Below are 23,261 nucleotides of genomic sequence, written 5' to 3'. Positions count from 1 at the left end.
AACATTCCGTGCGCACTACACCGTTTGTGTCCACACCCGGTTCCGCAGCGTGATGGGAACTCAACTCCGGTACGCGCGGGCCTGTTCGGCGGTGCGGGCTAATCTCGACGCGAGAACATCGCCGTACTTCCCGTGACGCGCTCGCACCACCCCGCAGGCACCCGTCCCGGACCACAGCTCTGGAGAAACCGAGCATGAACCGCAAGACCCTGGTGCTGCCGGCCGTGATCGGACTGCTCGCCCCGGTGCTCGCCGCCTGCGGCGCCACCGACGGCGCGGGCGCGAGCGGCGACGCGATCGTCGTCGGCACCACCGACCGGTTCACCGCCTCGAAGGAGGCCCCGGCCCCGATCGACCCGGCCTACGCCTACGACGTCGGCACGTGGAACATCCTGCGCCAGACCGTCCAGACCCTCCTGGTCCAGCCGCGCGGCGACGGCGAACCGCAACCCGAGGCCGCCTCCCGGTGCTCCTTCACCGACAGCGGCAACGAGCGCTACGCCTGCACGCTGCGCACCGGCCTGAAGTTCGCCGACGGCTCCCCGGTCACCGCCGAGGACGTCAAGTTCTCCATCGACCGCGCCCGCTCCCTCAAGGCCGACAGCGGTGTCTTCGCCCTGCTGTCCACCATCGACCTCGTCGAGACCAAGGGCGACAACGAGGTGATCTTCCACCTCAACAGCCCCGACGCGACCCTCCCGTACAAGCTGTCCACCCCCGTCGCCGGCATCGTCAACCCGGCCGACTACGACAAGGGCAAGCTGCGCGACGGCTTCCAGGTCGACGGCTCCGGCCCGTACACCCTGGACGCCGAGGTCGAGAACAACGAGCTGGTCCGGGCCGTGTTCACCAAGAACCCCCACTACAAGGGGCAGTTGGACCCGAAGAACGACAAGGTCGAGCTGCGCTCCTTCGCGGACGCCGACGCCATGGGCAGCGCCCTGAAGGCCGGCGACATCGACCTGATGACCCGCACCATGACGCCCGAGCAGATCACCAAGCTCTCCGAGTCCACCGACGGCGACATCGACGTCATCGAGTCCGCCGGCCTGGAGATCCGCTACCTCGCCTTCAACACCGACGCCGCCCCGGTCAAGAGCACCGCCGTCCGCCGCGCCATGGCCGAGGTCATCGACCGCGGCGAACTCGTCGCCAAGGTCTACGGCACCCAGGCCGAGCCCCTCTTCTCGCTGGTCCCGGCCGGCATCACCGGCCACTCCAACTCCTTCTTCAACCAGTACGGCGACCCGGACGTCGCCAAGGCGAAGTCGACCCTGCAGAGCGCGGGCGTCACCGCCCCGGTGAAGCTGACCCTCCACTACACGACCGACCACTACGGCTCGGCCACGAAGAAGGAGTTCGAGCTGCTGAAGAAGCAGCTCGACGACAGCGGCCTGTTCGACGTGACCATCAAGGGCACCCCCTGGTCCACGTTCCGCCCCGCCGAGCAGAAGGGCGAGTACGCGGTCTACGGCATGGGCTGGTTCCCGGACTTCCCCGACGCCGACAACTACCTCGCCCCCTTCCTCGACAAGGACAACTTCCTCGGCTCGCCGTACGCCAACAGCGAGATCCGCGGCAAGCTGATCCCCGAGTCCCGCCGCGCGGCCGACCGTCTCACCGCCGCGGGCAGCCTCACCGGCATCCAGGACATCGTCGCCGAGGACGTGCCGATCCTCCCGCTGTGGCAGGGCAAGCAGTACGTCGCGGCCCGGGACGACATCACCGGTGCCGAGTACGCCCTCAACGCCGCCTCGACGCTCCAGCTCTGGGAGCTGGGCCGCGGCCGCGGCAACTGACCGGACCTCAACCACCCTCCGGACCAGGGCCCGTTGGCGGCCTCGGGGGAACCGGAGCGCCCGCAATACACCGACGACACAAGGCATCCATACGTGAACATACGCACCCAGTGGCCCGTCCTGACCATCGCGACAGGGCTGGCCGCCGGCCTGCTGACCGGTTGCGGCTCCGACTCGGGGGGATCCGGGGACTCAGGTTCCGCCATCGTGATGGGGATGTCCGACGACGTCCTGGCCACCGACCCGGCCTCCGGCTACGACCCCGGGTCCTGGCTGCTGTTCAACAACGTCTTCCAGTCGCTGCTGAGCTTCCCCAACGGCGCCACCGAGCCCGAACCGGACCTCGCCGAGGAGTGCTCCTTCACCGACGGCGGAACCAAGGTCTACGAGTGCACCCTCAAGAGCGGGCTGAAGTTCAGCAACGGTGAGGCGCTCACCGCGAAGGACGTCAAGTTCTCCTTCGACCGCATGCTGAAGATCAACGACGACGCCGGCCCCGCGATCATGTTCCCCATGCTCGACAAGGTCGAGACCCCGGACGACAAGACCGTCCGCTTCGACCTCAAGTACGCCGACGCCACCTTCCCCAGCAAGATCGCCTCCGGCGCCGGCTCCATCGTCGACGAGAGCTCCTACGACGCCGACGGACTCCGCGAGGACGGCGAGGCGGTCGGCTCCGGCCCCTACAAGCTGGAGTCCTTCGGCGAGGACGAGGCCGTCTTCACCGTCAACGACAACTACAAGGGCACCGCCGACGTCGAGAACACCGGCGTCACCCTCCGGTTCTTCCACGGTGACCAGGACGCCCTGAAGAAGTCCCTGCTGGAGGGCGACCTCGACGTCACCTACCGCGGCCTCAGCGCCTCCGACATCTCCGACATCGAGACCGACACCTCCACCGCCAGCGGCGTCGACATCGTCGACGGCACCGGCGCCGAGGTCCAGCACCTCGTCTTCAACATGGACGACCCGGTCGCCGGCAAGCTCGGCGTCCGCCAGGCCATCGCCCACCTCCTCGACCGCGAAGCCCTCGTCGACGAGGTGTACCAGGGCACCGCCACACCGCTGTACTCGATCATCCCGGCCGGTATCACCGGCCACAACACGGCCTTCTTCGACACCTACGGCGCCCGCCCCTCCACGGACAAGGCCGAGGCCGCCCTCCGCGCCGACGGCATCACCGACAAGGTCGAGCTGACCCTCTGGTCCACCCCGTCGCGCTACGGCCCCTCCACCGACCAGGAGTTGAAGGCCATCGCGAAGCAGCTCAACGACAGCGGCCTGTTCGACGCCGACGTCAAATCCGTCGCCTTCGCCCAGTACGAGAAGGACATCGCCGCCGGCAAGTACGGCGTCTATGTGAAGGGCTGGGTCCCCGACTACCCGGACCCCGACAACTTCACCGGCCCCTTCTTCGGCAAGGGCAACGTGCTGGACAACAACTACAGCAACACCACCATCACCGGTGAACTCCTCCCCAAGACCGCCGCCGAGAGCGAGCGCTCCGCCACGGAGAAGGAGTACGCCGAACTCCAGAACATCGTCGCCACCGACGTCCCCCTCCTGCCCATCTGGCAGGCCAAGCAGTACGCCGTCGTCGGCGACGACGTCTACGGCCTGGAGTACTGCCTGGACGCCTCCACCGTCTTCCGCTTCTGGGAGCTCAGCAAGGGCTGACGTCACCCGGCCGCACACACCGAGGGCGCCCTCTTCCGACGAAGAGGGCGCCCTCGGCGCGTGAACACGATGCGCGGTACCTACTGCGCGCCGGGGCGCACCAGCCCGCTCTCGTACGCGTACACCGCCGCCTGCACCCGGTCGCGCAGCCCCAGCTTGGTCAGCACATGCCCCACATGCGTCTTGACCGTGGTCTCGCTGACGAACAGGTCGGCGGCGATCTCCGCGTTCGACAGACCCCGCGCCACCAGCTTCAGCACCTCGACCTCACGGTCGGTCAGCGTGTGCAGGGTGTCCGGCACCGGCTCGTCGCCCGACGGCAGATGCTCCGCGTACTTGTCCAGCAGCCGGCGCGTGATGCTCGGCGCGAGCATCGCCTCCCCGCCCGCCACCACCCGGATCGCCTGCACCAGCTCATTGGCCGGAGCGTCCTTCAGCAGGAACCCGCTGGCACCCGCCCGCAGCGCCTCCACCACGTACTCGTCCAGGTCGAACGTCGTCAGCACCAGCACCTTCGCCGGACCGTCCCGCCCGGGGCCGGTGATCTGCCGCGTCGCCTCCACCCCGTCCATCCGGGGCATACGGATGTCCATCAGCACCACATCGGGCTGCAGCGCCCGCACCTGGTCGAGTGCCTGCAGACCGTCACCGGCCTCCCCGACGACCGCGATGTCCTGCTCCGCCTCCAGAATCATCCGGAAGCCGGTACGCAGCAGCGGCTGGTCGTCGACCAGTAGGACCCGGACGGCCACGAAAGTCTCCTTCGCTAGAGCCTGATACGGGATCAGACCGGCTTCGGGCCCCCCGGCCCGGGCCTGATCCACCGAAGACCCTAGTCCGGACCCATTCTGCCCTGCCCGTCGACGCCCGACTCGGGCGACCTCACCTGGAGGATCTGGAGGGGGTACGGCGGGGGAGTGCCCCCGAACTCCGGACACACCGACCGGTGGTCGCACCAGCCGCACAGCTTCGTCGGCCGGGGCCGCCACTCACCGCTCTCCGTGGCCACCCGGATCGCCTCCCACAGCGCGAGCAGCTTGCGCTCCACCCGCTCCAGATCCGCGATCACCGGGTCGTACGTCAGCACGTCACCGCTGCCCAGATACACCAGCTGCAGCCGGCGCGGCACCACCCGCTTCAGCCGCCACACCACCAGCGCGTAGAACTTCATCTGGAACAGCGCGCCCTCGGCGTACTCCGGACGAGGCGCCTTGCCCGTCTTGTAGTCGACGATCCGCACCTCCCCGGTGGGCGCCACATCCACCCGGTCGATGATCCCGCGCAGCCTGAGCCCCGACTCCAGCTCCGCCTCCACGAACAACTCCCGCTCGGCGGGCTCCAGACGCGTCGGGTCCTCCAGCGTGAACCAGCGCTCCACCAGCTGCTCCGCCTCGGCCAGCCAGCGCGCCAGCCGCTCGCCCTCCGCGTCGTCCGCGAACAGCTCCACGACCTCCGGCCGGGTCTCCCGCAGCCGGTCCCACTGCCCCGGCACCAGCGACCTGGCCCGCGGCGCCGTCCGCTCCGCCGCCGGCGCGTCGAAGAGTCTCTCCAGCACCGCGTGCACCAGCGTGCCGCGCGTGGCCGCCTCGCTCGGCTTCTCGGGCAGCCGGTCGATCACCCGGAACCGGTACAGCAGCGGACACTGCATGAAGTCACTGGCGCGCGACGGCGACAGCGAGGCAGGCGGCGCGGCGGCCCGCACGGCGGGACGGCCGTCCTCGCCGCCCACGGGGACGGTGCCGGCGCCGTCGGTGCTGGTTTCCATGACCTCAGACCATACGGCCCACCACTGACAGTGACAGCCACCGGCCCGCACCGCCTCCGCCCGGCGACCCGCACCGCGACACCCGTGTGCCCGGTGCGACGCGGGGGAGAACAGAGGAGAACAGAGGGGTGCCGGGGCGGAACGTGCCCCGGCGACCGCATAGCATCGACCGCAGACCCTTCCGCCCGGCCACCGGGCGCGGAAGACGCTTCGAACGAGGGGACATCGTGGAGACGAGCGGCGGGAGCGGGCAGCCGCGGTCCGACAGCGACGAGGCGCCCGAGCGCGCACACCGCGACGCGACCGAGCCACCGGCCGAGAACGACGCCCCCACCCCGGCCCCGCACACCCCCGACGAACCGTCCACCCCCACCGACGCCCCCGGAGCGCAAGCCCCCGAGCGGCCCGACGCACCGGACTCCTCCCGGCCCACCGGCGAGCCCGACGAGCAGCACCCCGCCGAAGAACCCACCGCCGCCCGGCCCCCAGGCGACCCCGCGGACCCCGCGCCCACGCCCACCGCGGACGAACCGCCGAGGGCCCCGGCAACTCCGACCGACCCGGTCGACCTCGACAAGGCGCCGGAGGACGAACAGGAGCGCACGGCGGCCTTCGCACGCCCCGACGCCCCCAGGGACGCCGCCCCCAAACCTCCCGCACGCCCCAAGGAGCCCGGCGGCGGCATCCTGATGGGCCGCCCCTTCGGCGTCCCCGTGTACGTCGCCCCCAGCTGGTTCCTCGTCGCCGCCCTCATCACCTGGGTCTTCGGCGGCCAGCTCGACCGCGTCCTGCCCGAACTCGGCGCCGCACGCTATCTCGTCGCCCTCTTCTTCGCGGTCGCCTTCTACGCCTCAGTCCTCGTCCACGAACTCGCCCACACCATCGCCGCCCTGCGCTACAAACTGCCGGTGCGCCGCATCCAGCTCCAGTTCTTCGGCGGCGTCTCCGAGATCGAGAAGGAGTCCGAGACCCCCGGCCGCGAATTCGTCCTCGCCTTCGTCGGCCCCCTGCTCTCCCTCGTCCTCGCGGGCGTCTTCTACCTCGCCCTGCTCGCCGTCGAACCGGGCACCGTCCCCGGCGTCCTGCTCGCCGGCCTCATGGCCTCCAACCTGATCGTGGCCGCGTTCAACCTGCTCCCCGGCCTGCCCCTCGACGGCGGACGCATGCTCCGCGCCGTCGTCTGGAAGATCACCGGCAAACCCATGAGCGGCACCGTCGCCGCCGCCTGGGTCGGCCGCGCCCTCGCCGTCTCCGTCCTCATCGGACTGCCGCTCCTCACTCAGTCCGGCCTGCTCGGCTCCGCCGCCGAGGACAGCGTCGGCATGGACACCGTCCTCGACGCCCTGCTCGCCGCGATCCTCGCCGCGATCATCTGGACCGGCGCCGGCAACAGCCTCCGCATGGCCCGCCTGCGCGAACACCTGCCCGAACTCCAGGCCCGCGCCCTCACCCGCCGCGCCGTCCCCGTCGAAACCGACACCCCCCTGTCCGAAGCCCTGCGCCGCGCCAACGAGGCCGGCGCCCGCGCCCTCGTCGTCGTCGACCCCGACGGCGAACCCCTCTCCCTCGTCCGCGAGGCCGCCATCGTCGGCGTACCCGAACACCGCCGCCCCTGGGTCGCCGTCGGCGGCCTCGCCCAGGACCTCACCGACGGCATGCGCGTCTCCGCCGAACTGGCGGGCGAAGAACTCCTCGACGCCCTCCGCGCCGCCCCCGCCACCGAGTACCTCGTGGTCGAGGACTCCGGCGAGATCTACGGAGTCCTCTCGGCCGCCGACGTGGAACGCGCCTTCGTCAAGGCGATGGCACGGCCCAGCTGAGCTGGCCGCGACCATGGTCGGCGCGCTCCCCGGGGACCGGTAGGCTGGTCACATGTCCGAACCGACCGGTGCCGCCCGCCGTCGCGGGCCCTTCAAGGTCGGGGACCAGGTCCAGCTCACCGACCCCAAGGGACGCCACTACACGTTCACGCTCGAAGAGGGAAAGAACTTCCACACCCACAAGGGTTCCTTCCCGCACGACGAGCTGATCGGCGCTCCCGAGGGCAGTGTTGTCCGCACCACGGGGAACGTCGCCTACCTGGCGCTCCGCCCCCTGCTCCCCGACTACGTCCTGTCCATGCCCCGCGGCGCCGCCGTGGTCTACCCCAAGGACGCGGGGCAGATCCTCGCCTTCGCCGACATCTTCCCCGGCGCCCGCGTCGTCGAGGCCGGAGTCGGCTCCGGCTCGCTCAGCAGCTTCCTGCTGCGCGCCATCGGCGACCAGGGCATGCTGCACAGCTACGAGCGCCGCGAGGACTTCGCCGAGATCGCGCAGGCCAACGTGGAGCGCTACTTCGGCGGCCCTCACCCCGCCTGGCAGCTCACCGTCGGCGACCTCCAGGACAACCTGAGCGACACCGAGGTCGACCGCGTCGTCCTCGACATGCTCGCCCCCTGGGAGTGCCTGGAAGCCGTCTCCAAGGCCCTCGTCCCCGGCGGCATCGTCTGCTGCTACGTGGCGACCACCACCCAGCTCGCCCGGACCGTCGAGTCCATCCGCGAGATCGGCTGCTTCAACGAGCCGAGCGCCTGGGAGTCGATGGTCCGCAACTGGCACATCGAGGGCCTCGCCGTCCGCCCCGACCACCGCATGATCGGCCACACCGGCTTCCTGCTCACCGCCCGCCGCCTCGCCGACGGCGTCGAGCCCCCCATGCGCCGCCGCCGCCCCTCCAAGGGCTCCTACGGCGAGGACTACTCCGGTCCCAACGCCGACGGCGGCGCCGGCCGCTGAACCACCACCCACCGGGGCGGGCGGCCCACGCCGCCCGCCCCGGTGCCGTGGACGGCCGCCCACCGCGGACAACGCACCCCTGACATGCCCGAGTTCCCGGCAGCGCCCGCGAACTCGGGCACGGCGCTCCGCCGTTGCCGCACCACCGGAAAGCCGCGGGAACCACCCACCCCGCCGTTCCACCCCCCTGTGACGTGTGGCACCATGCGGGTCACCCCCACCGGCACAGCACCCCCAGGAGACGCTCCTAGTGCAGCAATCCGCCGTCCCGGAACTGGCACACGCACACGCGCACACCCGCCCCATCCACTGGCTCGCCACGGCCACCGCCCTCGCCGGCGTCGTCGCCCTGTCGTCCGCCCTCCAGCCCGACGCGGCACGAGCGGCCCAGCCCACCCCGAAGGCGAACCCCGCCCCGGCCGCCGTGGCCGCCCCCGACCCCACCGAGGCGGACCTCCCCCTCGACTGCGGACCCGTCGGCATCGTGGTGAAGAAGCAGGCCTCCGGAGACCTCGACGCGGACGGCCGCCCCGAGACCGTGGCCGTCGTGCACTGCGACGCCAGCATGGGAACCCCGCCCGACGGCGTCTACGTCCTCACCCGCTCCACCGACGCCGCCCGGCCCCGCGTCGTCGCCACCCTCGTGAACCCCAAGGACCGCGAGACGGTGTCCGACTTCGCCGTCCGGGACGCCGCCGTCACCGCCACCCTGCACGGCTACTCGTCGGCCGACGTACCCAACTGCTGCCCCGACGTCACCGACCGCGTCAAGTGGCAGTGGAAGAACGGGGCGTTCGTACGCTCGACGCCCGCCGGAACACAAAACGTCTGACACCGCCCACCTCGGGCGAACGGGAAGTGATCACCCGGCAAACCCGCTGTGAGAAAGCAGACACGCGGCGACGCGGAGTGCCGGGTGGGTCACTCCGCGTCAGGACCGAACACCTCGACCCTGTCCGAAACGCGACGTACATGAATGCACTCGCCCGGACACTCCTTCGCGGAGTCCACCACGTCCGTGAGAAGCGGCAGCGGAACGGGCGTTGTCGCCCCCGGAGCCTGCAACAACTCCTCACCCGGGCTCTTCACATAGGCCAGCCCGTCGATGTCCAGCTCGAACACCTCGGGCGCGTACTGGACGCAGATACCGTCGCCGGTGCAGAGGTCCTGGTCGATCCAGACCTCGAGCGCCTCGCCCTCGGCCCCGGCCTCCTGCTGCACGGTCATCTCTCCGGTCCCCTCGATCGTCGTCTCCACCGCCGAGCCGTTCGGGAACGATGCAGGCTCCGACGGGTGTTGAACACTTCGACCCTACCCGGGGCGGCTTCCCAATCATGTTCGGTGGGTATTCCCCTGGCGTGAGGGAGAGCGCAAGGGTGAAGATCGGACACACCCCGACCGTCTTTGTGATCTAGGGGTTTCAATCGACACCCACCCAGGTAGGGTCTGGAAGCGTCCAGCTCCCCTTGGAGGAGGTGAGGACCGTGGCAGCCCACGACGACGACATGAACCGCGGCATCCGCCCGGGACGAGGGTCCGACGACCCGTCCGGGCAGATTGCCTACCTTGAGCAGGAGATCGCCGTCCTGCGACGCAAGCTCGCCGACTCTCCGCGACACACGAGGATTCTCGAAGAGCGGATCGTCGAGCTGCAGACCAATCTGGCCGGCGTGTCCGCACAGAACGAGCGGCTCGCCAACACCCTCCGTGAGGCCCGCGACCAGATCGTGGCCCTCAAGGAGGAAGTCGACCGGCTCGCACAGCCGCCGGCCGGCTTCGGTGTCTTCCTCACGGCGAACGAGGACGGCACGGCCGACATCTTCACCGGAGGCCGAAAACTCCGCGTGAACGTCAGCCCCAGCGTCGACCTGGAAGAGCTCCGGCGAGGCCAGGAAGTGATGCTCAACGAAGCTCTCAACGTGGTCGAGGCCATGGAGTACGAGAGCGTCGGCGACATCGTCACCCTCAAGGAGATCCTCGAGGACGGCGAGCGCGCACTGGTACAGGGGCACACCGACGAGGAACGGGTGGTGCGGCTCGCCGAGCCGCTGCTGGACATCACCATCCGCCCCGGCGACGCCCTCCTGCTCGAACCCCGCTCCGGCTACGTCTACGAGGTCGTGCCCAAGAGCGAGGTCGAGGAACTCGTCCTCGAAGAGGTCCCCGACATCGGGTACGAGCAGATCGGTGGCCTCGGCAACCAGATCGAGATGATCCGCGACGCGGTCGAGCTCCCCTACCTCTATCCGGACCTGTTCAAGGAGCACGAACTGCGCCCGCCCAAGGGTGTCCTGCTCTACGGACCCCCCGGATGCGGAAAGACGCTCATCGCCAAGGCCGTGGCCAACTCGCTGGCCAAAAAGGTCGCCGAAGTCACCGGCCAGGCCCAGGGCAAGAGCTTCTTCCTCAACATCAAGGGCCCGGAGCTTCTCAACAAGTACGTCGGCGAGACCGAGCGGCAGATCCGCCTCGTCTTCCAGCGTGCGAGGGAGAAGGCCAGCGAGGGCACCCCCGTCATCGTCTTCTTCGACGAGATGGAATCCCTCTTCCGCACCCGCGGATCCGGCGTCAGCTCGGACGTGGAGAACACCATCGTCCCGCAGCTGCTCGCCGAGATCGACGGCGTGGAAGGCCTGCAGAACGTCGTGGTCATCGGCGCCTCCAACCGTGAGGACATGATCGACCCCGCCATCCTGCGCCCCGGCCGGCTCGACGTGAAGATCAAGATCGAGCGTCCGGACGCCGAAGCGGCCAAGGACATCTTCCAGAAGTACCTCACCGAGCGTCTCCCGCTCCACACGGACGACCTCGGCGAACACGGCGGCTCCAAGACCACCACCGTCCAGAGCATGATCCAGACGGCTGTGGAACACATGTACGCCGAATCCGAGGAAAACCGCTTCCTGGAAGTCACCTACGCCAACGGAGACAAGGAAGTCCTCTACTTCAAGGACTTCAACTCCGGCGCCATGATCGAGAACATCGTCGGCCGCGCCAAGAAAATGGCCATCAAGGACTTCCTCGACAAGAACCAGAAGGGCCTCCGCGTCTCCCACCTCCTCCAGGCCTGCGTGGACGAGTTCAAGGAGAACGAGGACCTGCCCAACACCACCAACCCGGACGACTGGGCCCGAATCTCCGGAAAGAAGGGCGAACGGATCGTCTACATCCGTACGCTGATCACCGGAAAGCAGGGCGCCGACACCGGACGCTCCATCGACACGGTGGCGAACACCGGACAGTACCTGTAAAACACAGGGCGGCTGCGGGTGCCCTTCATGGGTACCCGCAGCCGAGTGTTTTCCAGGCACGAGCCGGAGCAGAGCAATGACGCAAATGATCTCCCCACCAGCGCGGAGCCGTTCTAGGCTCGTTCGTACCGCCGAGTCGCGCAGTGCGGGGACGGGCACCGCACACGCACCGGAGCGCCAGCGGTACTTGAGCAGCGTCCCCGACCGAGGGCGCCGCCGGGCAAGGAGGGCCGCATGACCGTACGGCGAGTAATGGGCATCGAGACGGAGTACGGGATCTCCGTCCCCGGCCACCCCAATGCCAATGCCATGCTCACCTCGTCCCAGATCGTCAACGCCTACGCAGCGGCGATGCACCGGGCCCGCAGGGCCCGCTGGGACTTCGAGGAGGAGAACCCGCTGCGGGACGCGCGAGGCTTCGACCTCGCCCGCGAGGCCGCCGACTCCAGCCAGCTCACCGACGAGGACATCGGCCTCGCCAATGTCATCCTCACCAACGGCGCGCGGCTCTACGTCGACCACGCCCACCCCGAATACAGCGCACCCGAGGTCACCAACCCCCTGGACGCCGTCCTGTGGGACAAAGCCGGCGAACGCATCATGGCCGAAGCCGCCGAACGCGCCGCCCAGCTCCCCGGCGCCCAGCCGATCCACCTCTACAAGAACAACACCGACAACAAGGGCGCCTCCTACGGCACGCACGAGAACTACCTGATGAAGCGGGAAACCGCCTTCTCGGACATCGTGCGCCACCTCACCCCGTTCTTCGTCTCCCGCCAGGTCTTCGCCGGCGCCGGCCGCGTCGGCATCGGCCAGGACGGCCACGAACACGGCTTCCAGCTCAGTCAGCGCGCCGACTACTTCGAGGTCGAGGTCGGCCTGGAGACCACCCTCAAACGACCCATCATCAACACCCGCGACGAACCCCACGCCGACGCGGAGAAATACCGTCGCCTCCACGTCATCATCGGCGACGCGAACCTCTCGGAGATCTCCACCTACCTGAAACTGGGCACCACGGCCCTGGTCCTCTCCATGATCGAGGACGGCTTCATCGCCGTCGACCTCGCCGTCGACCAGCCGGTACGCACCCTCCACCAGGTCTCCCACGACCCGACCCTGCAACGCCTCGTCACCCTGCGCAGCGGCCGCACCCTGACCGCCGTACAGCTCCAGATGGAGTACTACGAGCTGTCGCGCAAGTACGTGGAGGAGCGCTTCGGGGCCGACGCGGACGACCAGACCAAGGACGTCCTCGCCAGGTGGGAGGACACCCTCAACCGCCTGGAGAACGACCCCATGAGCCTGTCCGGCGAGCTGGACTGGGTCGCCAAGCGCGAACTCATGGAGGGCTACCGGCGCCGCGACGACCTCGACTGGGACGCCGCCCGCCTCCACCTCGTCGACCTCCAGTACGCCGACGTACGCGCCGAGAAGGGCCTGTACAACCGTCTCGCGGCCCGCGGCAGGATGAAGCGCCTCCTGACCGAGACGGACGTCGACCGGGCCCGTACCAAGCCGCCGGAGGACACACGGGCGTACTTCCGCGGCCGCTGCCTGGAGCAGTACGCCGACGACGTCGCGGCGGCCTCCTGGGACTCGGTGATCTTCGATCTCCCGGGCCGGGACTCGCTCCAGCGCGTCCCAACCCTCGAACCGCTTCGCGGAACGCGAAATCACGTCAAGGAGCTCCTGGACCGTTGTCGCACGGCAGAAGACCTGGTCAGGGTCCTGTCCGGGCACTGAACCGGGGTCCAATCGTGATCAGCCGGGCAGGGTGGAAACACCGCCGTCCGGGAATCATCGAGGTGGCCCCCGGACGTTGTGGAAACAACGGGGCCAATGTCGGACCCGGCTTGTAGGGTCTGATCATCACCGATCGGCAGGAATGCCGACCTGTCGACCATGTCGGGCAACAGAGCGGGGTGAGGGTTATGGCGACCAAGGACACCGGCGGCGGCCAGCAGAAGGCCACCCGTTCCACCGAGGAGACCGAGGCGGCGCCGGAGGCGCAGGCATCGGAGGACCTCAAGGAGCGGCAGGAGAAGCTCAGCGACGACGTGGACTCGGTTCTGGACGAGATCGACGATGTCTTGGAAGAGAACGCTGAGGATTTCGTTCGAAGCTTCGTTCAAAAGGGTGGGCAGTAGGTCCATTTCGCCTTCGAATTGAAGGTGATGGGGGAGTTCGTGAGTGTTCGGCGAGCGAGAAGTCAAGAAGTGTTCGCGGTGTCAGGAGAACAAGCCGCGTACGGCATTCGCGAGCAACAAATCCATGCGTGACGGACTCCAGGCGTACTGCCGGGAGTGCTCGGCTGAGTACTACCGGCAGCGCCAGGTGGCGAAGGGGCGGACGGTGCGCGAAAAGGCGCCCGTCCCACCCGGCCACAAGTACTGCCGGGGCTGCGGCGAGGTGAAGCCCCGCATTGAATGGCACCGCAAGAACAGCGCACCCGATGGCCTGGCAAGCCGCTGCAAGGCATGCAAGGCGGCTACTGGCCCAGCTGGTCATCTTCGCCGGAAGTACGGCATCACCGAAGCCGAGCGTGACGAGATGATCGCCTCGCAGATGGGCGTCTGTTGCATCTGCCGGGCGGCGCCAGCTACGCAGGTTGATCACTGCCATGAGACGGGTAGGGTCCGAGGCGTACTGTGCTTCAACTGCAATTCCGGCCTCGGCCTGTTGGGAGATGACCCCGCAGCGATGAACCGAGCGGCCGAATACCTGGAAGGAAACGCGTGGAAGCCAACACTCGTAGCACCGGGCGTCTACCAGCTGCCTTCCTGACGCCTGGGTCGTCGTCCTTCATGGACTTCCTGTCGGACCACCAGCCGGAGCTGCTTCCCGGCAAGCGGCAGCTGCCGCCGGTCCAGGGCGTCATCGAGGCCCCGCACGGCACGACGATCGTGGCCGTGTCGTTCCCCGGTGGTGTGGTGCTCGCCGGTGACCGCCGGGCCACGATGGGGAACATGATCGCGCAGCGGGACATCGAGAAGGTGTTCCCGGCGGACGAGTACTCGGCGGTGGGGATCGCCGGCACGGCCGGTCTGGCCGTGGAGATGGTGAAGCTGTTCCAGCTGGAGCTGGAGCACTTCGAGAAGGTCGAAGGCGCGCAGCTGTCGCTGGAGGGCAAGGCGAACCGTCTGTCGACCATGATCCGTTCCAACCTGGGCATGGCCATGCAGGGTCTGGCCGTGGTGCCGCTGTTCGCCGGTTACGACGTGGACCGGGAGAAGGGCCGCATCTTCTCGTACGACGTGACGGGCGGTCGTTCCGAGGAGAGCGGTTACGCGGCCACCGGCTCGGGTTCGATCTTCGCGCGCGGTGCGATGAAGAAGCTGTTCCGTCCCGATCTCTCGGAGGGCGAGGCGACGACCCTCGTCATCCAGGCCCTCTACGACGCGGCAGACGACGACTCGGCGACCGGTGGTCCCGATGTCGCCCGCCGGATCTACCCCATCGTCACCGTGATCACCGAGGACGGCTTCCGCCGGCTCACCGACGAGGAGTCCTCCGACATCGCCCGTTCGATCCTGGAGCGGCGTCTGGAGCAGCCGGACGGCCCCCGGGCCGCGCTGCTCTAGCCGGTCCGGCCCGACGGCCCTCCTTATCAAGGTGATCCAGTGACTCCGACAGAAAGGGACGGATAACCGGTGTCGACGCCGTTCTATGTCTCACCCCAGCAGGCGATGGCGGACCGGGCGGAGTACGCCCGCAAGGGCATCGCCCGTGGCCGCAGCCTGGTCGTGCTGCAGTATGCCGACGGCATCGTGTTCGTCGGCGAGAACCCGTCCCGCGCGCTGCACAAGTTCAGCGAGATCTACGACCGGATCGGCTTCGCGGCCGCCGGTAAGTACAACGAGTACGAGAACCTGCGGATCGGTGGTGTGCGCTACGCCGATCTTCGTGGGTACACCTACGACCGGGACGACGTGACCGCTCGCGGTCTCGCGAACGTCTACGCCCAGACCCTGGGCACGATCTTCTCCTCGGCGGCCGAGAAGCCGTACGAGGTGGAGCTGGTCGTGGCCGAGGTGGGGGAGACCCCGGAGGGTGACCAGATCTATCGGCTGCCGCACGACGGTTCGATCGTGGACGAGCACGGTTCGGTCGCGGTGGGCGGTAACGCGGAGCAGATCAGCACCTATCTGGACCAGCGCCATCAGGACGGGGTGTCCTTGGCGGAGGCTCTGAAGCTGGCCGTGCAGGCCCTGTCGCGGGACACGAACGGCACGCAGCGGGAGATCCCCGCGGAGCGTCTGGAGGTGGCGGTCCTGGACCGTACGCGTCCGCAGCAGCGCAAGTTCAAGCGGATCGTCGGCCGTCAGCTGGCTCGTCTTCTGGAGGCCGAGGGCGCCGCCACCGAGGCGGAGAGTTCGGACGACGAGGAGTAGGCGTCGGCGGCTGCGAGGCCGTGTCCGTAGTGCGCCCCGGCCGTACAGGCCGGGGCGCGCGGCTTTGTGTGCTCAGGCCGCCGGCGGTGCCGTGGATCCGCGTACGACCAGGTGCACGGGGATGTCTCCCTCGCTCGGGGTGCGTCCTTCCAGGACGGCCAGGAGGGCTTCCATGCCGCGTTCCCCGAACTGTTCGGCGTCCAGGCGGACGGTGGTGAGTTCGGGGTCGAGGGCGGTGGCGAGGGCGAGGTCGTCGAGTCCGGTGACGGAGAGGTCCTCGGGAACCCGTAGTCCCAGCCGTCGTGCGGCCTTGTAGGCGCCGGCGGCCAGTTTGTCGTCGTCGCAGACGAGTGCGGTGGGCCGGGGTGCGGCCGGCGCGGTGTGGGTCAGCGCGGTCTCGGCGGCGGCGAGTGCTCCTTCGATGGAGATGGGTGCGGCGGCCGTGTGCAGTGATGTGCCGGGGGTGGAGCCGATGCGGACCGCCAGTTCCCGTGCGCGGACGTCGAAGGTCCAGGAGGGGATGTCGGCGGCCAGGTGGAGGAAGTGGCGGTGTCCGAGGCCGAGCAGGTGGTCGGCGATCTGTCGTACGCCGTCGCGGATGTCGAGGTTGACGGTGGCGGCGCCGAGGCTGCCGTCCGGGTCGCTGTCGAGCATCACCAGGGGGAGCTGGTCGCCGCGGATGGCGGTGAGGGCGTCGGCGGCCATGGAGGAGGCGATCACGCCGTCGAGGGCGGCCTGGGCGGAGGCGAAGGGGTCGCGGGCGGGGCCGACGCCTTCGGGGGAGGGGTAGAGGACGACGCCGAAGCCGTGGCGGGCGGCGACGCGGGCGGCGCCGGTGTAGACGCCGGCGAAGAATTCGGTGGTCAGGGCGGGGACGACGAGCAGGACGGTGCGGGTGCGGCCGAGGCGGAGGTTGCGGGCGGCGAGGTTGGGGCGGTAGCCGAGGTCACGTGCGGCTTCGCGGACGCGTTGGGCGGTGGTCTCGGAGACGCGGCCGCGCCATTTGTCGCCGAGGACGAGGGAGACGGCGGCCTGGGAGACGCCTGCGGCCTGGGCGACGTCACGGCTCGTGGGCCGTGTACTACCTCGTGCCACGGTCGGCGTGCTCCTTCGTCTGGACTGGTGGGCTGGGCACATGGTACGTATGACGGGAGACGTTATACGTAACACGTCGCTCGTCGAGAGCCCTTCGAGAGGCAGGACATGGCCGCCGGATATCTCGGGATCCTCAGGACGCGGCACGCCGCGCGGCTGCTCGCCGGAACGCTGGTGGGCCGGTTGCCGAACGCCACGGCCGCGATCGCCATCGTGCTGTTCGTCCGGGCGGAGGGCGGCACCTACAGCCTCGCGGGCGCGCTGGCGGCCGTGTACGGCCTCGCGAACGCGGTGGGGCAGCCGCTGCTGGGACGGCTCGTGGATCTTTACGGCCAGCCGCGTGTGCAGCTGCCGGCGGCTGTCGTGTCCGCGCTCGCCATGTCGGCCTTCGCCCTGTCGGGGCTGGATCCGCTGCCGGTGGCGTATGCGGCCATGGCGGTCGCCGGGCTGTTCACGCCTCCGCTGGAGGGCGGGCTGCGGGCGCTGTGGTCCTCCGTGCTGCGCGGGGAGGAGCAGGTGCACACGGCGTACGCGATGGACGCGGTGGCGCAGGAGGTCATGTTCACCGTGGGGCCGTTGTTGGTGACCCTGTGCGTGGCGCTGTGGTCGGCGTCGGCCGCGCTGGTGGTGCTCAGTGTCATCGGGGTGCTCGGGGCGCTGTGGGTGCTCGTCTCGCCGCCTTCGCGGGCCTGGCGTTCGGCTCCCCGCGAGGCACACTGGCTGGGCGCGCTGCGCTCTCCGGGGCTGCTGGCGCTGCTGGGCGCGTTCTTCTTCGTCGGTGTCGCGCTCGGTTCGATCACGGTGGCGGCCGTGTCGTACGCGGACGACAACGGTGGGGACGCCGTCTACGGCTGGCTGATGGCGGGCGTCGGGCTGGGCGCGCTCGTGGGCGGGACGGTGTACGGGGCGCGGCGGTGGAGCGGGGCGCCGGAACGGCGTCTGCAGGTGCTGGTGGCGCTTCTGGCGGTCTGTTATGTGCCGCTGACGCTGATGCCGGGTCCGGTGGGCATGACGGGGCTGACGACGCTCGCGGGTGTGTTCCTGGCACCGGCGATCGCCTGTGTGTTCGTTCTTGTCGATCGGCACGCCCCGCGCGGCACGGTGACGGAGGCGTTCTCGTGGATCGTGACGACGTTCACGGTGGGCCAGTCGGCGGGAACGGCGGTCGCGGGGCCGGTCGTCGAGTGGGGCGGGACGCTGTGGGGGTTCGTCGCGCCGGGGGCGGCGGGGGCCGTGTCGTTGCTGGTTCTGCTGGCCACCGGGCGGGTTCTCGCTGTTCCCTCCGAGGGTGCGGTGGTTGCGGTCTCATCGGAAAATGATCCAAACCGTGCTGCCGAACCCCGTTTCAGCTCGGTGGATCGGGCGTAATGTTCAGTCATGGACCGCCGCATTTTCGGGCTGGAGAACGAGTACGGCGTCACGTGCACGTTCAGGGGACAGCGCCGTCTGTCTCCTGACGAGGTGGCGCGGTACCTCTTCCGCCGTGTCGTGTCATGGGGCCGCAGCAGCAATGTGTTTCTGCGGAACGGGGCCCGCCTCTATCTCGACGTGGGCTCACATCCGGAATACGCGACACCCGAATGTGACAACGTGACCGAACTCGTCACTCACGACAAGGCCGGCGAGCGCATTCTGGAAGGACTGCTGGTCGATGCCGAACGCCGCCTGCACGAGGAGGGAATCGCGGGCGACGTCTACCTTTTCAAGAACAACACGGACTCGGCGGGCAACTCGTACGGTTGCCACGAGAACTATCTGGTGGCCCGGCACGGGGAGTTCTCCCGGCTCGCCGACATCCTGATTCCGTTCCTCGTCACCCGGCAGCTGCTGTGCGGCGCGGGCAAGGTGCTGCAGACCCCGCGTGGTGCGGTGTACTGCGTCAGCCAGCGCGCGGAGCACATCTGGGAGGGCGTCAGCTCGGCGACCACCCGCTCCCGGCCGATCATCAACACCCGCGACGAGCCGCACGCGGACGCCGAGCGGTACCGCCGTCTCCACGTCATCGTGGGCGACTCGAACATGTCCGAGACGACCATGCTGCTGAAGGTCGGGGCCACCGACCTGGTGCTGCGCATGATCGAGGCGGGCACGGTCATGCGTGACCTCACCCTGGAGAACCCGATCCGGGCGATCCGCGAGGTCAGCCATGACATCACCGGCCAGCGCAAGGTGCGGCTGGCCAGCGGCCGTGAGGCCTCCGCGCTGGAGGTGCAGCGCGAGTACTACGAGAAGGCCGTGGACTTCGTGGAGCGCCGCGGCATCCGTACGGGCACCGTCGAGCAGGTCCTGGAGCTGTGGGGCCGCACGCTGGACGCGATCGAGGCCGAGGACCTCGACCGGATCGGTACCGAGATCGACTGGGTGATGAAGTACAAGCTCATCGAGCGGTACCGGGCCAAGCACAACATGACCATGTCGCATCCGCGGGTCGCCCAGATAGACCTCGCGTATCACGACATCCACCGCCGTCGTGGCCTCTACTACCTGTTGGAGAGGAAAGGTCAGGCCACCCGTATCTGCAACGACTTGAAGATCTTCGAGGGCAAGTCGGTTCCGCCGCAGACGACTCGGGCGAGGTTGCGTGGTGACTTCATCCGGCGCGCTCAGGAACAGCGTCGGGATTTCACGGTCGACTGGGTTCATCTCAAGCTCAACGACCAGGCGCAACGCACGGTTTTGTGCAAGGACCCGTTCCGTTCGGTGGACGATCGGGTGGAGAAGCTGATCGCCGGAATGTGAGCCGGCTCGTTCCGGGTGGGATTGCGGAACGCAACGCGGGGCGCCGTACGTTTGCCGTACGGCGCCCTTCGCACGCCGTAGAGTTGCGCGCACGCCATCCGACAAGATCGACCGATACGAGGCCTTCACCGTGCGCCGACGCTCACTCCTCATCGCTGTTCCCGCTGGACTGGTCACGCTCGCCGCCTGTGGTGACGGTGAGTCCGACTCGGCCAAGGCCAGCAGCAGCCCGTCCGCGTCGGCGAGCGGCGCGGCGAAGCCGCCGAAGATCGTGGACGGTCCGCTGCCGGCGATCACGGGCGGGGTGAAGTTCGACGAGAAGCCGACCGTCGCCAAGGGCAGTGGCGATCCGTCGAAGGATCTGGCGGTGAAGACGGTCATCGCGGGCAGCGGGCAGACCGTCGCCGAGGGCGACTACATCCAGGCGAACTACCTGGGGCAGATCTGGTCGACGGCGAAGGTCTTCGACAACTCCTACGACCGCAAGACGCCGCTGGTCATCCAGCTCTCCCCGCAGGGCATCATCGACGGCTGGCGGTACGCGCTGACCGGCAAGAAGGCCGGCAGCCGGGTGCAGATGGCCGTGCCGCCGACCTGGGGCTACGGTCCGAAGGGCAACCCGAATGCGGGGATCAAGGGCACCGACACGCTGGTCTTCGTCGTCGATGTGCAGGACACCTTCAACGCCAAGAGTTCGGCGAAGGGCACGAAGGTCGCGCAGGGCGACGCGAATCTGCCGAAGGTGGGCACGAACACCGACGGCAAGGCTCCCTCCATCGAGGTGCCGAAGGTCGACCCGCCGACGAAGCTGGTCGCGAACTACATCATCGAGGGCGACGGCCCGGAGGTCGGCGCCGACGACAGCCTTCTCGTGCAGTACAAGGGCGTGCTCTGGGACACCGGCAAGGAGTTCGACTCCTCGTACAGCCGTGAGGCGCTGAGCTCGTTCGGGTTGAAGCAGGTCGTCAAGGGCTGGTCGCAGGGCATGACGGGCAAGAAGGTGGGCAGTCGCCTTCTCATCGTCATCCCGCCGAAGCTGGGCTACGGGGACACGCCGCCGAGTGGCAGCGACATCAAGAAGGACTCCGTGATGGTGTTCACCGTGGACATCCTCGCGAAGATGTGAGGCCCCGGGATGCGAGACTGTCCGGCGTTGTCCAGTACATACACAAGCAGGAGCCTGAAGACGTGAGCATTGACAAGCCCGAGATCGACTTCCCCGAGGGCGCGCCGCCGGCCGACCTGGAGATCAAGGACATCTGGGAGGGCGACGGCGAGGTGGCCCAGGCGGGTCAGACCGTCACCGTGCACTACGTGGGTGTGTCCTACTCCACCGGTGAGGAGTTCGACGCCAGCTGGAACCGTGGTGCGCCGTTCCGCTTCCCGCTCGGTGGCGGTCGTGTCATCAAGGGCTGGGACCAGGGCGTGCAGGGCATGAAGGTCGGCGGCCGCCGCCAGCTGACCATCCCCGCGCACCTCGCCTACGGCAACCAGAGCCCGACGCCGGCGATCAAGCCCGGTGAGACGCTGATCTTCGTGGTCGATCTGCTCGGGGTCTGATCTGTCGGAAGCCGTGTCAGGGCCGACCGTGTCGTGACCGGTCTCGACTGTCTGGGGTCCATGCCTGTTCGGGCATGGGCCCTCGGCTTTTGCCGCGACGCTTCGTAGCGGTAGGTTCGTGCCGCGGAAACACCCGAGGGAAGGGCGTCGATGGCCATTGCCAAGGCCGAGCGGTTGATGAACCTGGCGCTGTGTCTGCTGGGGACGCGCCGGCCGCTCAGCAAGCGCGAGCTGCGGGAGTCGATCGAGGCCTATCTCGAAGCGGGAACCGACGACTCCTTCAACCGCATGTTCGAGCGCGACAAGGACGATCTGCGCGAACTCGGCCTGGTCATCGAGACGGTGGAGAACCTCGACGGCGAGGTCGGCTATCTGGCCCGCCGTGACAGCAACAGCCTTCCGCCCATCACCCTGGACGCCGAGGAGGCCGCGGCTCTCGGGCTCGCGGCGAAGGTCTGGCAGCAGGCCCGCCTCGCCGGAGCGGCGAGCGGCGCCCTGCAGAAGCTGCGCGCGGCCGGGCTGCCCGAGGACGTCGACCCGTACGAGGCCGCCCACGGCGCCCTGGAACCGCGCATCCCGGTGCACGAGGCGGCCTTCGAACCGCTGATGCTGGCCTGCCGTGACCGCCGCCCGGTCCTGTTCGAGTACCGCAAGGCCACCGCCGCGCGTCCCGAGCCCCGGCATGTCGAGCCCTGGGCCCTGGAGTGCTGGCGCGGTCACTGGTATCTCGCCGGGTACGACCGTGACCGGGGCGCCGAGCGGGTCTTCAGGCTCTCCCGGATCACCGGCAGGGTCCGCAGCCGGGGGAGCGCCTTCACCGCCGAGGTGCCGGACGTCGTCACGGTGCGGGAGACGGTCGCGAGCTGGGCGGGGGAGACCGCGGACCGGTCCGCGCTGATCCGGCTGCGCTCAGGCGCCGGTTACCCGCTGCGGGCGAAGGCCTCGGCCGTACGGGAACTCGGGGACGGCTGGGACGAGTTGGAGATTCCGTACGGGCACGGACTGGATGCCTGGCTGGTGGAGTTCGGGCCCGACGTGGTGGTCCTGGAGCCCGCGGAGCTGCGGGCCGACGTGGTGGACCGGCTGCGTGCCGTGGCCAAGGGTTGAGGGGGACGTAAGAACGTGGTGGGAAAACCGGCGCGGCCGGCGAACGCCATCGACCAGACCCGGCGCATGCTCTCCCTGGTCACGTATCTGCGGGAGCGGCCCGGCGCGCGGATCGAGGACGTCGCCCGTGCCTTCGGGATCACCGAGGACGAGCTGGTCTCGGACCTCGACGTGCTGCCCATGTGCGGGACCAGCTTCCGCGGCGGTGATCTGCTGGACATCGACACCGACGGCGAGCGCATCTGGTGGCACAACCCGGCCGCGCTCGGTGCGGAGGCGGCCGAGCCGCTGAGGCTGGCGGCCGACGAGGCGACCGCCCTGCTGGTGGCTGCCCGCGCGGTGGCCACGCTGCCGGGGCTGCGCGAGAGCGACCGGCAGGCCCTGCTGCGGGCCACCGCCAAGGTCGAGGGGGCGGCCGGTGAGGCGGCGGGCGCCAGCTCGCGTCTTTCGGTCACCTTCGAGGCCGAGGGCGGGGTCTTCGCGGACGTCGACCGGGCCATCTCTGAGCGCCGGCGGCTGTGGATCCGCTACTACTCGCCCGCCCGGGACGAGCTCAGCGAACGCGAGATCGACCCGATCCGCCTGGTCAGCGTCGGGCACACCTATGTCGAGGCCTGGTGCCGCCGCTCCGAGGCGCGGCGGACGTTCCGGCTGGACCGGGTCGCCGAGATCAAGATCCTCGACGAGCCGTCCGCGCCGCCCGAGATCGAGCTGCGGGACCTGTCGGAGGCGCTGGTGCAGCCGGCCGCCGAGGATCCCGAGGTGGTCGTCGAGGTGGGGCCCGGGGGGCGCTGGGTCGCCGAGTACTACCCGCACGACAGTGCCGAGGAGCTGCCGGAGGGTGGACTGCGCATCAGCCTGCGCACACCCGACCCGGCGTCGCTGCGGCGCCTGGCGCTGCGGCTCGGGCGCGACGGCCGGATCGTCTCCCCGCAGGATCTCGCGGACAGTGCCCGCAGGGCGGCCCGTGAGGCGCTGGCGGCCTATGGCGAGGCTGTGCCGACGAGTCCGTGACCGCGGGACCGTGACGACGACGAGTCCCTGACCGCGGGACCGTGACGACGGCGTACGACCGGAACAAGGAGATGCGAGGGGCTGT

The 23,261-nt window shown here is 69.1% G+C and carries 21 protein-coding genes; 17 read left to right on the top strand and 4 right to left on the bottom strand.

Features of this window, described 5'->3' with window-relative positions:
- Positions 1-194 precede the first annotated feature (194 nt).
- Together H4687_RS09820 and H4687_RS09815 are read left to right on the top strand one after the other, a co-directional pair.
- Positions 195-1,799, top strand: coding sequence for an ABC transporter substrate-binding protein (locus tag H4687_RS09820; protein ID WP_046917203.1), 1,605 nt, complete (start codon positions 195-197; stop codon positions 1,797-1,799).
- A 93-nt stretch (positions 1,800-1,892) separates the two neighbouring features.
- Positions 1,893-3,476: an ABC transporter substrate-binding protein gene (locus H4687_RS09815; RefSeq protein ID WP_046917204.1), complete on the top strand. Its 1,584-nt coding sequence runs from the start codon at positions 1,893-1,895 to the stop codon at positions 3,474-3,476.
- Between the two features lie 80 nt (positions 3,477-3,556).
- On the opposite strand, the gene H4687_RS09810 is transcribed toward H4687_RS09815, so the two are convergent.
- Together H4687_RS09810 and H4687_RS09805 are read right to left on the bottom strand one after the other, a co-directional pair.
- Positions 3,557-4,228, bottom strand: coding sequence for a response regulator (locus tag H4687_RS09810; RefSeq protein WP_005485214.1), 672 nt, complete (start codon positions 4,226-4,228; stop codon positions 3,557-3,559).
- An 80-nt stretch (positions 4,229-4,308) separates the two neighbouring features.
- Positions 4,309-5,241 (bottom strand): RecB family exonuclease, encoded by a 933-nt coding sequence (locus H4687_RS09805; RefSeq protein ID WP_046917205.1) that lies wholly within the window; start codon positions 5,239-5,241, stop codon positions 4,309-4,311.
- A gap of 227 nt (positions 5,242-5,468) precedes the next feature.
- Between H4687_RS09805 and H4687_RS09800 the strand changes: the two genes are divergently transcribed.
- The 3 genes from H4687_RS09800 (at position 5,469) to H4687_RS09790 (ending at position 8,848) form a co-directional block, all read left to right on the top strand.
- Positions 5,469-7,061, top strand: a complete 1,593-nt coding sequence (locus tag H4687_RS09800) for a site-2 protease family protein (RefSeq protein WP_192781661.1) — start codon at positions 5,469-5,471, stop codon at positions 7,059-7,061.
- A 52-nt stretch (positions 7,062-7,113) separates the two neighbouring features.
- Positions 7,114-8,016, top strand: coding sequence for a tRNA (adenine-N1)-methyltransferase (locus H4687_RS09795; RefSeq protein ID WP_005485220.1), 903 nt, complete (start codon positions 7,114-7,116; stop codon positions 8,014-8,016).
- Positions 8,017-8,266: 250 nt separating this feature from the next.
- A complete protein-coding gene (locus tag H4687_RS09790) occupies positions 8,267-8,848 on the top strand; it encodes a hypothetical protein (protein ID WP_050398508.1) in 582 nt (193 codons plus the stop codon).
- Positions 8,849-8,937: 89 nt separating this feature from the next.
- Here the strand turns inward: H4687_RS09790 and H4687_RS09785 are convergent, their stop codons facing one another.
- Positions 8,938-9,243, bottom strand: a complete 306-nt coding sequence (locus H4687_RS09785) for a ferredoxin (protein WP_028796671.1) — start codon at positions 9,241-9,243, stop codon at positions 8,938-8,940.
- 257 nt (positions 9,244-9,500) lie between these two features.
- Here H4687_RS09785 and arc point away from each other — a divergent pair, with 257 nt between their 5' ends.
- The 6 genes from arc to prcA all read left to right on the top strand — a co-directional run bounded on the left by arc (position 9,501) and on the right by prcA (position 15,661).
- On the top strand, positions 9,501-11,267 hold the full coding sequence (arc, locus tag H4687_RS09780) for a proteasome ATPase (protein WP_046918633.1): 1,767 nt from the start codon (positions 9,501-9,503) through the stop codon (positions 11,265-11,267).
- Between the two features lie 234 nt (positions 11,268-11,501).
- Entirely contained in the window at positions 11,502-13,013 is a 1,512-nt protein-coding gene (gene dop, locus H4687_RS09775; protein ID WP_373560650.1) for a depupylase/deamidase Dop, read from the top strand.
- 188 nt (positions 13,014-13,201) lie between these two features.
- Positions 13,202-13,417 carry a ubiquitin-like protein Pup gene (locus tag H4687_RS09770; RefSeq protein WP_045557092.1) on the top strand — a complete coding sequence of 72 codons (216 nt, stop codon included), beginning with the start codon at positions 13,202-13,204 and terminating at the stop codon, positions 13,415-13,417.
- A gap of 43 nt (positions 13,418-13,460) precedes the next feature.
- Positions 13,461-14,054: an endonuclease VII domain-containing protein gene (locus H4687_RS09765; RefSeq protein ID WP_046918629.1), complete on the top strand. Its 594-nt coding sequence runs from the start codon at positions 13,461-13,463 to the stop codon at positions 14,052-14,054.
- Positions 14,006-14,851: a proteasome subunit beta gene (prcB, locus tag H4687_RS09760; protein WP_046918630.1), complete on the top strand. Its 846-nt coding sequence runs from the start codon at positions 14,006-14,008 to the stop codon at positions 14,849-14,851. Before H4687_RS09765 ends, prcB begins: the two co-directional genes overlap by 49 nt.
- A 69-nt stretch (positions 14,852-14,920) precedes the next feature.
- The gene (gene prcA / locus H4687_RS09755) at positions 14,921-15,661 is read left to right on the top strand and encodes a proteasome subunit alpha (RefSeq protein WP_046918631.1); all 741 of its coding nucleotides are present in this window, start codon (positions 14,921-14,923) and stop codon (positions 15,659-15,661) included.
- A 72-nt stretch (positions 15,662-15,733) separates the two neighbouring features.
- Here prcA and H4687_RS09750 read toward each other — a convergent pair whose 3' ends face one another.
- Positions 15,734-16,756 (bottom strand): LacI family DNA-binding transcriptional regulator, encoded by a 1,023-nt coding sequence (locus H4687_RS09750; RefSeq protein ID WP_050398509.1) that lies wholly within the window; start codon positions 16,754-16,756, stop codon positions 15,734-15,736.
- 108 nt (positions 16,757-16,864) lie between these two features.
- On the opposite strand from H4687_RS09750, the gene H4687_RS09745 reads away from it, so the two are divergent.
- From H4687_RS09745 to H4687_RS09720, 6 genes are all read left to right on the top strand, one after another.
- On the top strand, positions 16,865-18,124 hold the full coding sequence (locus H4687_RS09745) for an MFS transporter (protein ID WP_050398510.1): 1,260 nt from the start codon (positions 16,865-16,867) through the stop codon (positions 18,122-18,124).
- A gap of 9 nt (positions 18,125-18,133) precedes the next feature.
- A complete protein-coding gene (gene pafA, locus H4687_RS09740) occupies positions 18,134-19,495 on the top strand; it encodes a Pup--protein ligase (RefSeq protein ID WP_005485235.1) in 1,362 nt (453 codons plus the stop codon).
- Between the two features lie 130 nt (positions 19,496-19,625).
- Positions 19,626-20,621 carry an FKBP-type peptidyl-prolyl cis-trans isomerase gene (locus tag H4687_RS09735; protein WP_046919487.1) on the top strand — a complete coding sequence of 332 codons (996 nt, stop codon included), beginning with the start codon at positions 19,626-19,628 and terminating at the stop codon, positions 20,619-20,621.
- 62 nt (positions 20,622-20,683) lie between these two features.
- Entirely contained in the window at positions 20,684-21,055 is a 372-nt protein-coding gene (locus H4687_RS09730) for an FKBP-type peptidyl-prolyl cis-trans isomerase (protein ID WP_005485237.1), read from the top strand.
- Positions 21,056-21,205: 150 nt separating this feature from the next.
- Positions 21,206-22,162 (top strand): helix-turn-helix transcriptional regulator, encoded by a 957-nt coding sequence (locus H4687_RS09725; protein ID WP_046919486.1) that lies wholly within the window; start codon positions 21,206-21,208, stop codon positions 22,160-22,162.
- A gap of 15 nt (positions 22,163-22,177) precedes the next feature.
- Positions 22,178-23,176, top strand: coding sequence for a helix-turn-helix transcriptional regulator (locus H4687_RS09720; RefSeq protein ID WP_097250606.1), 999 nt, complete (start codon positions 22,178-22,180; stop codon positions 23,174-23,176).
- Positions 23,177-23,261 lie beyond the last annotated feature (85 nt).

Origin of the sequence: Streptomyces stelliscabiei (assembly GCF_014873495.1) — a bacterium.
GTDB classification, from domain to species: Bacteria; Actinomycetota; Actinomycetes; order Streptomycetales; family Streptomycetaceae; genus Streptomyces; species Streptomyces bottropensis.
This window is presented reverse-complemented; position numbering and strand designations above follow the sequence as displayed.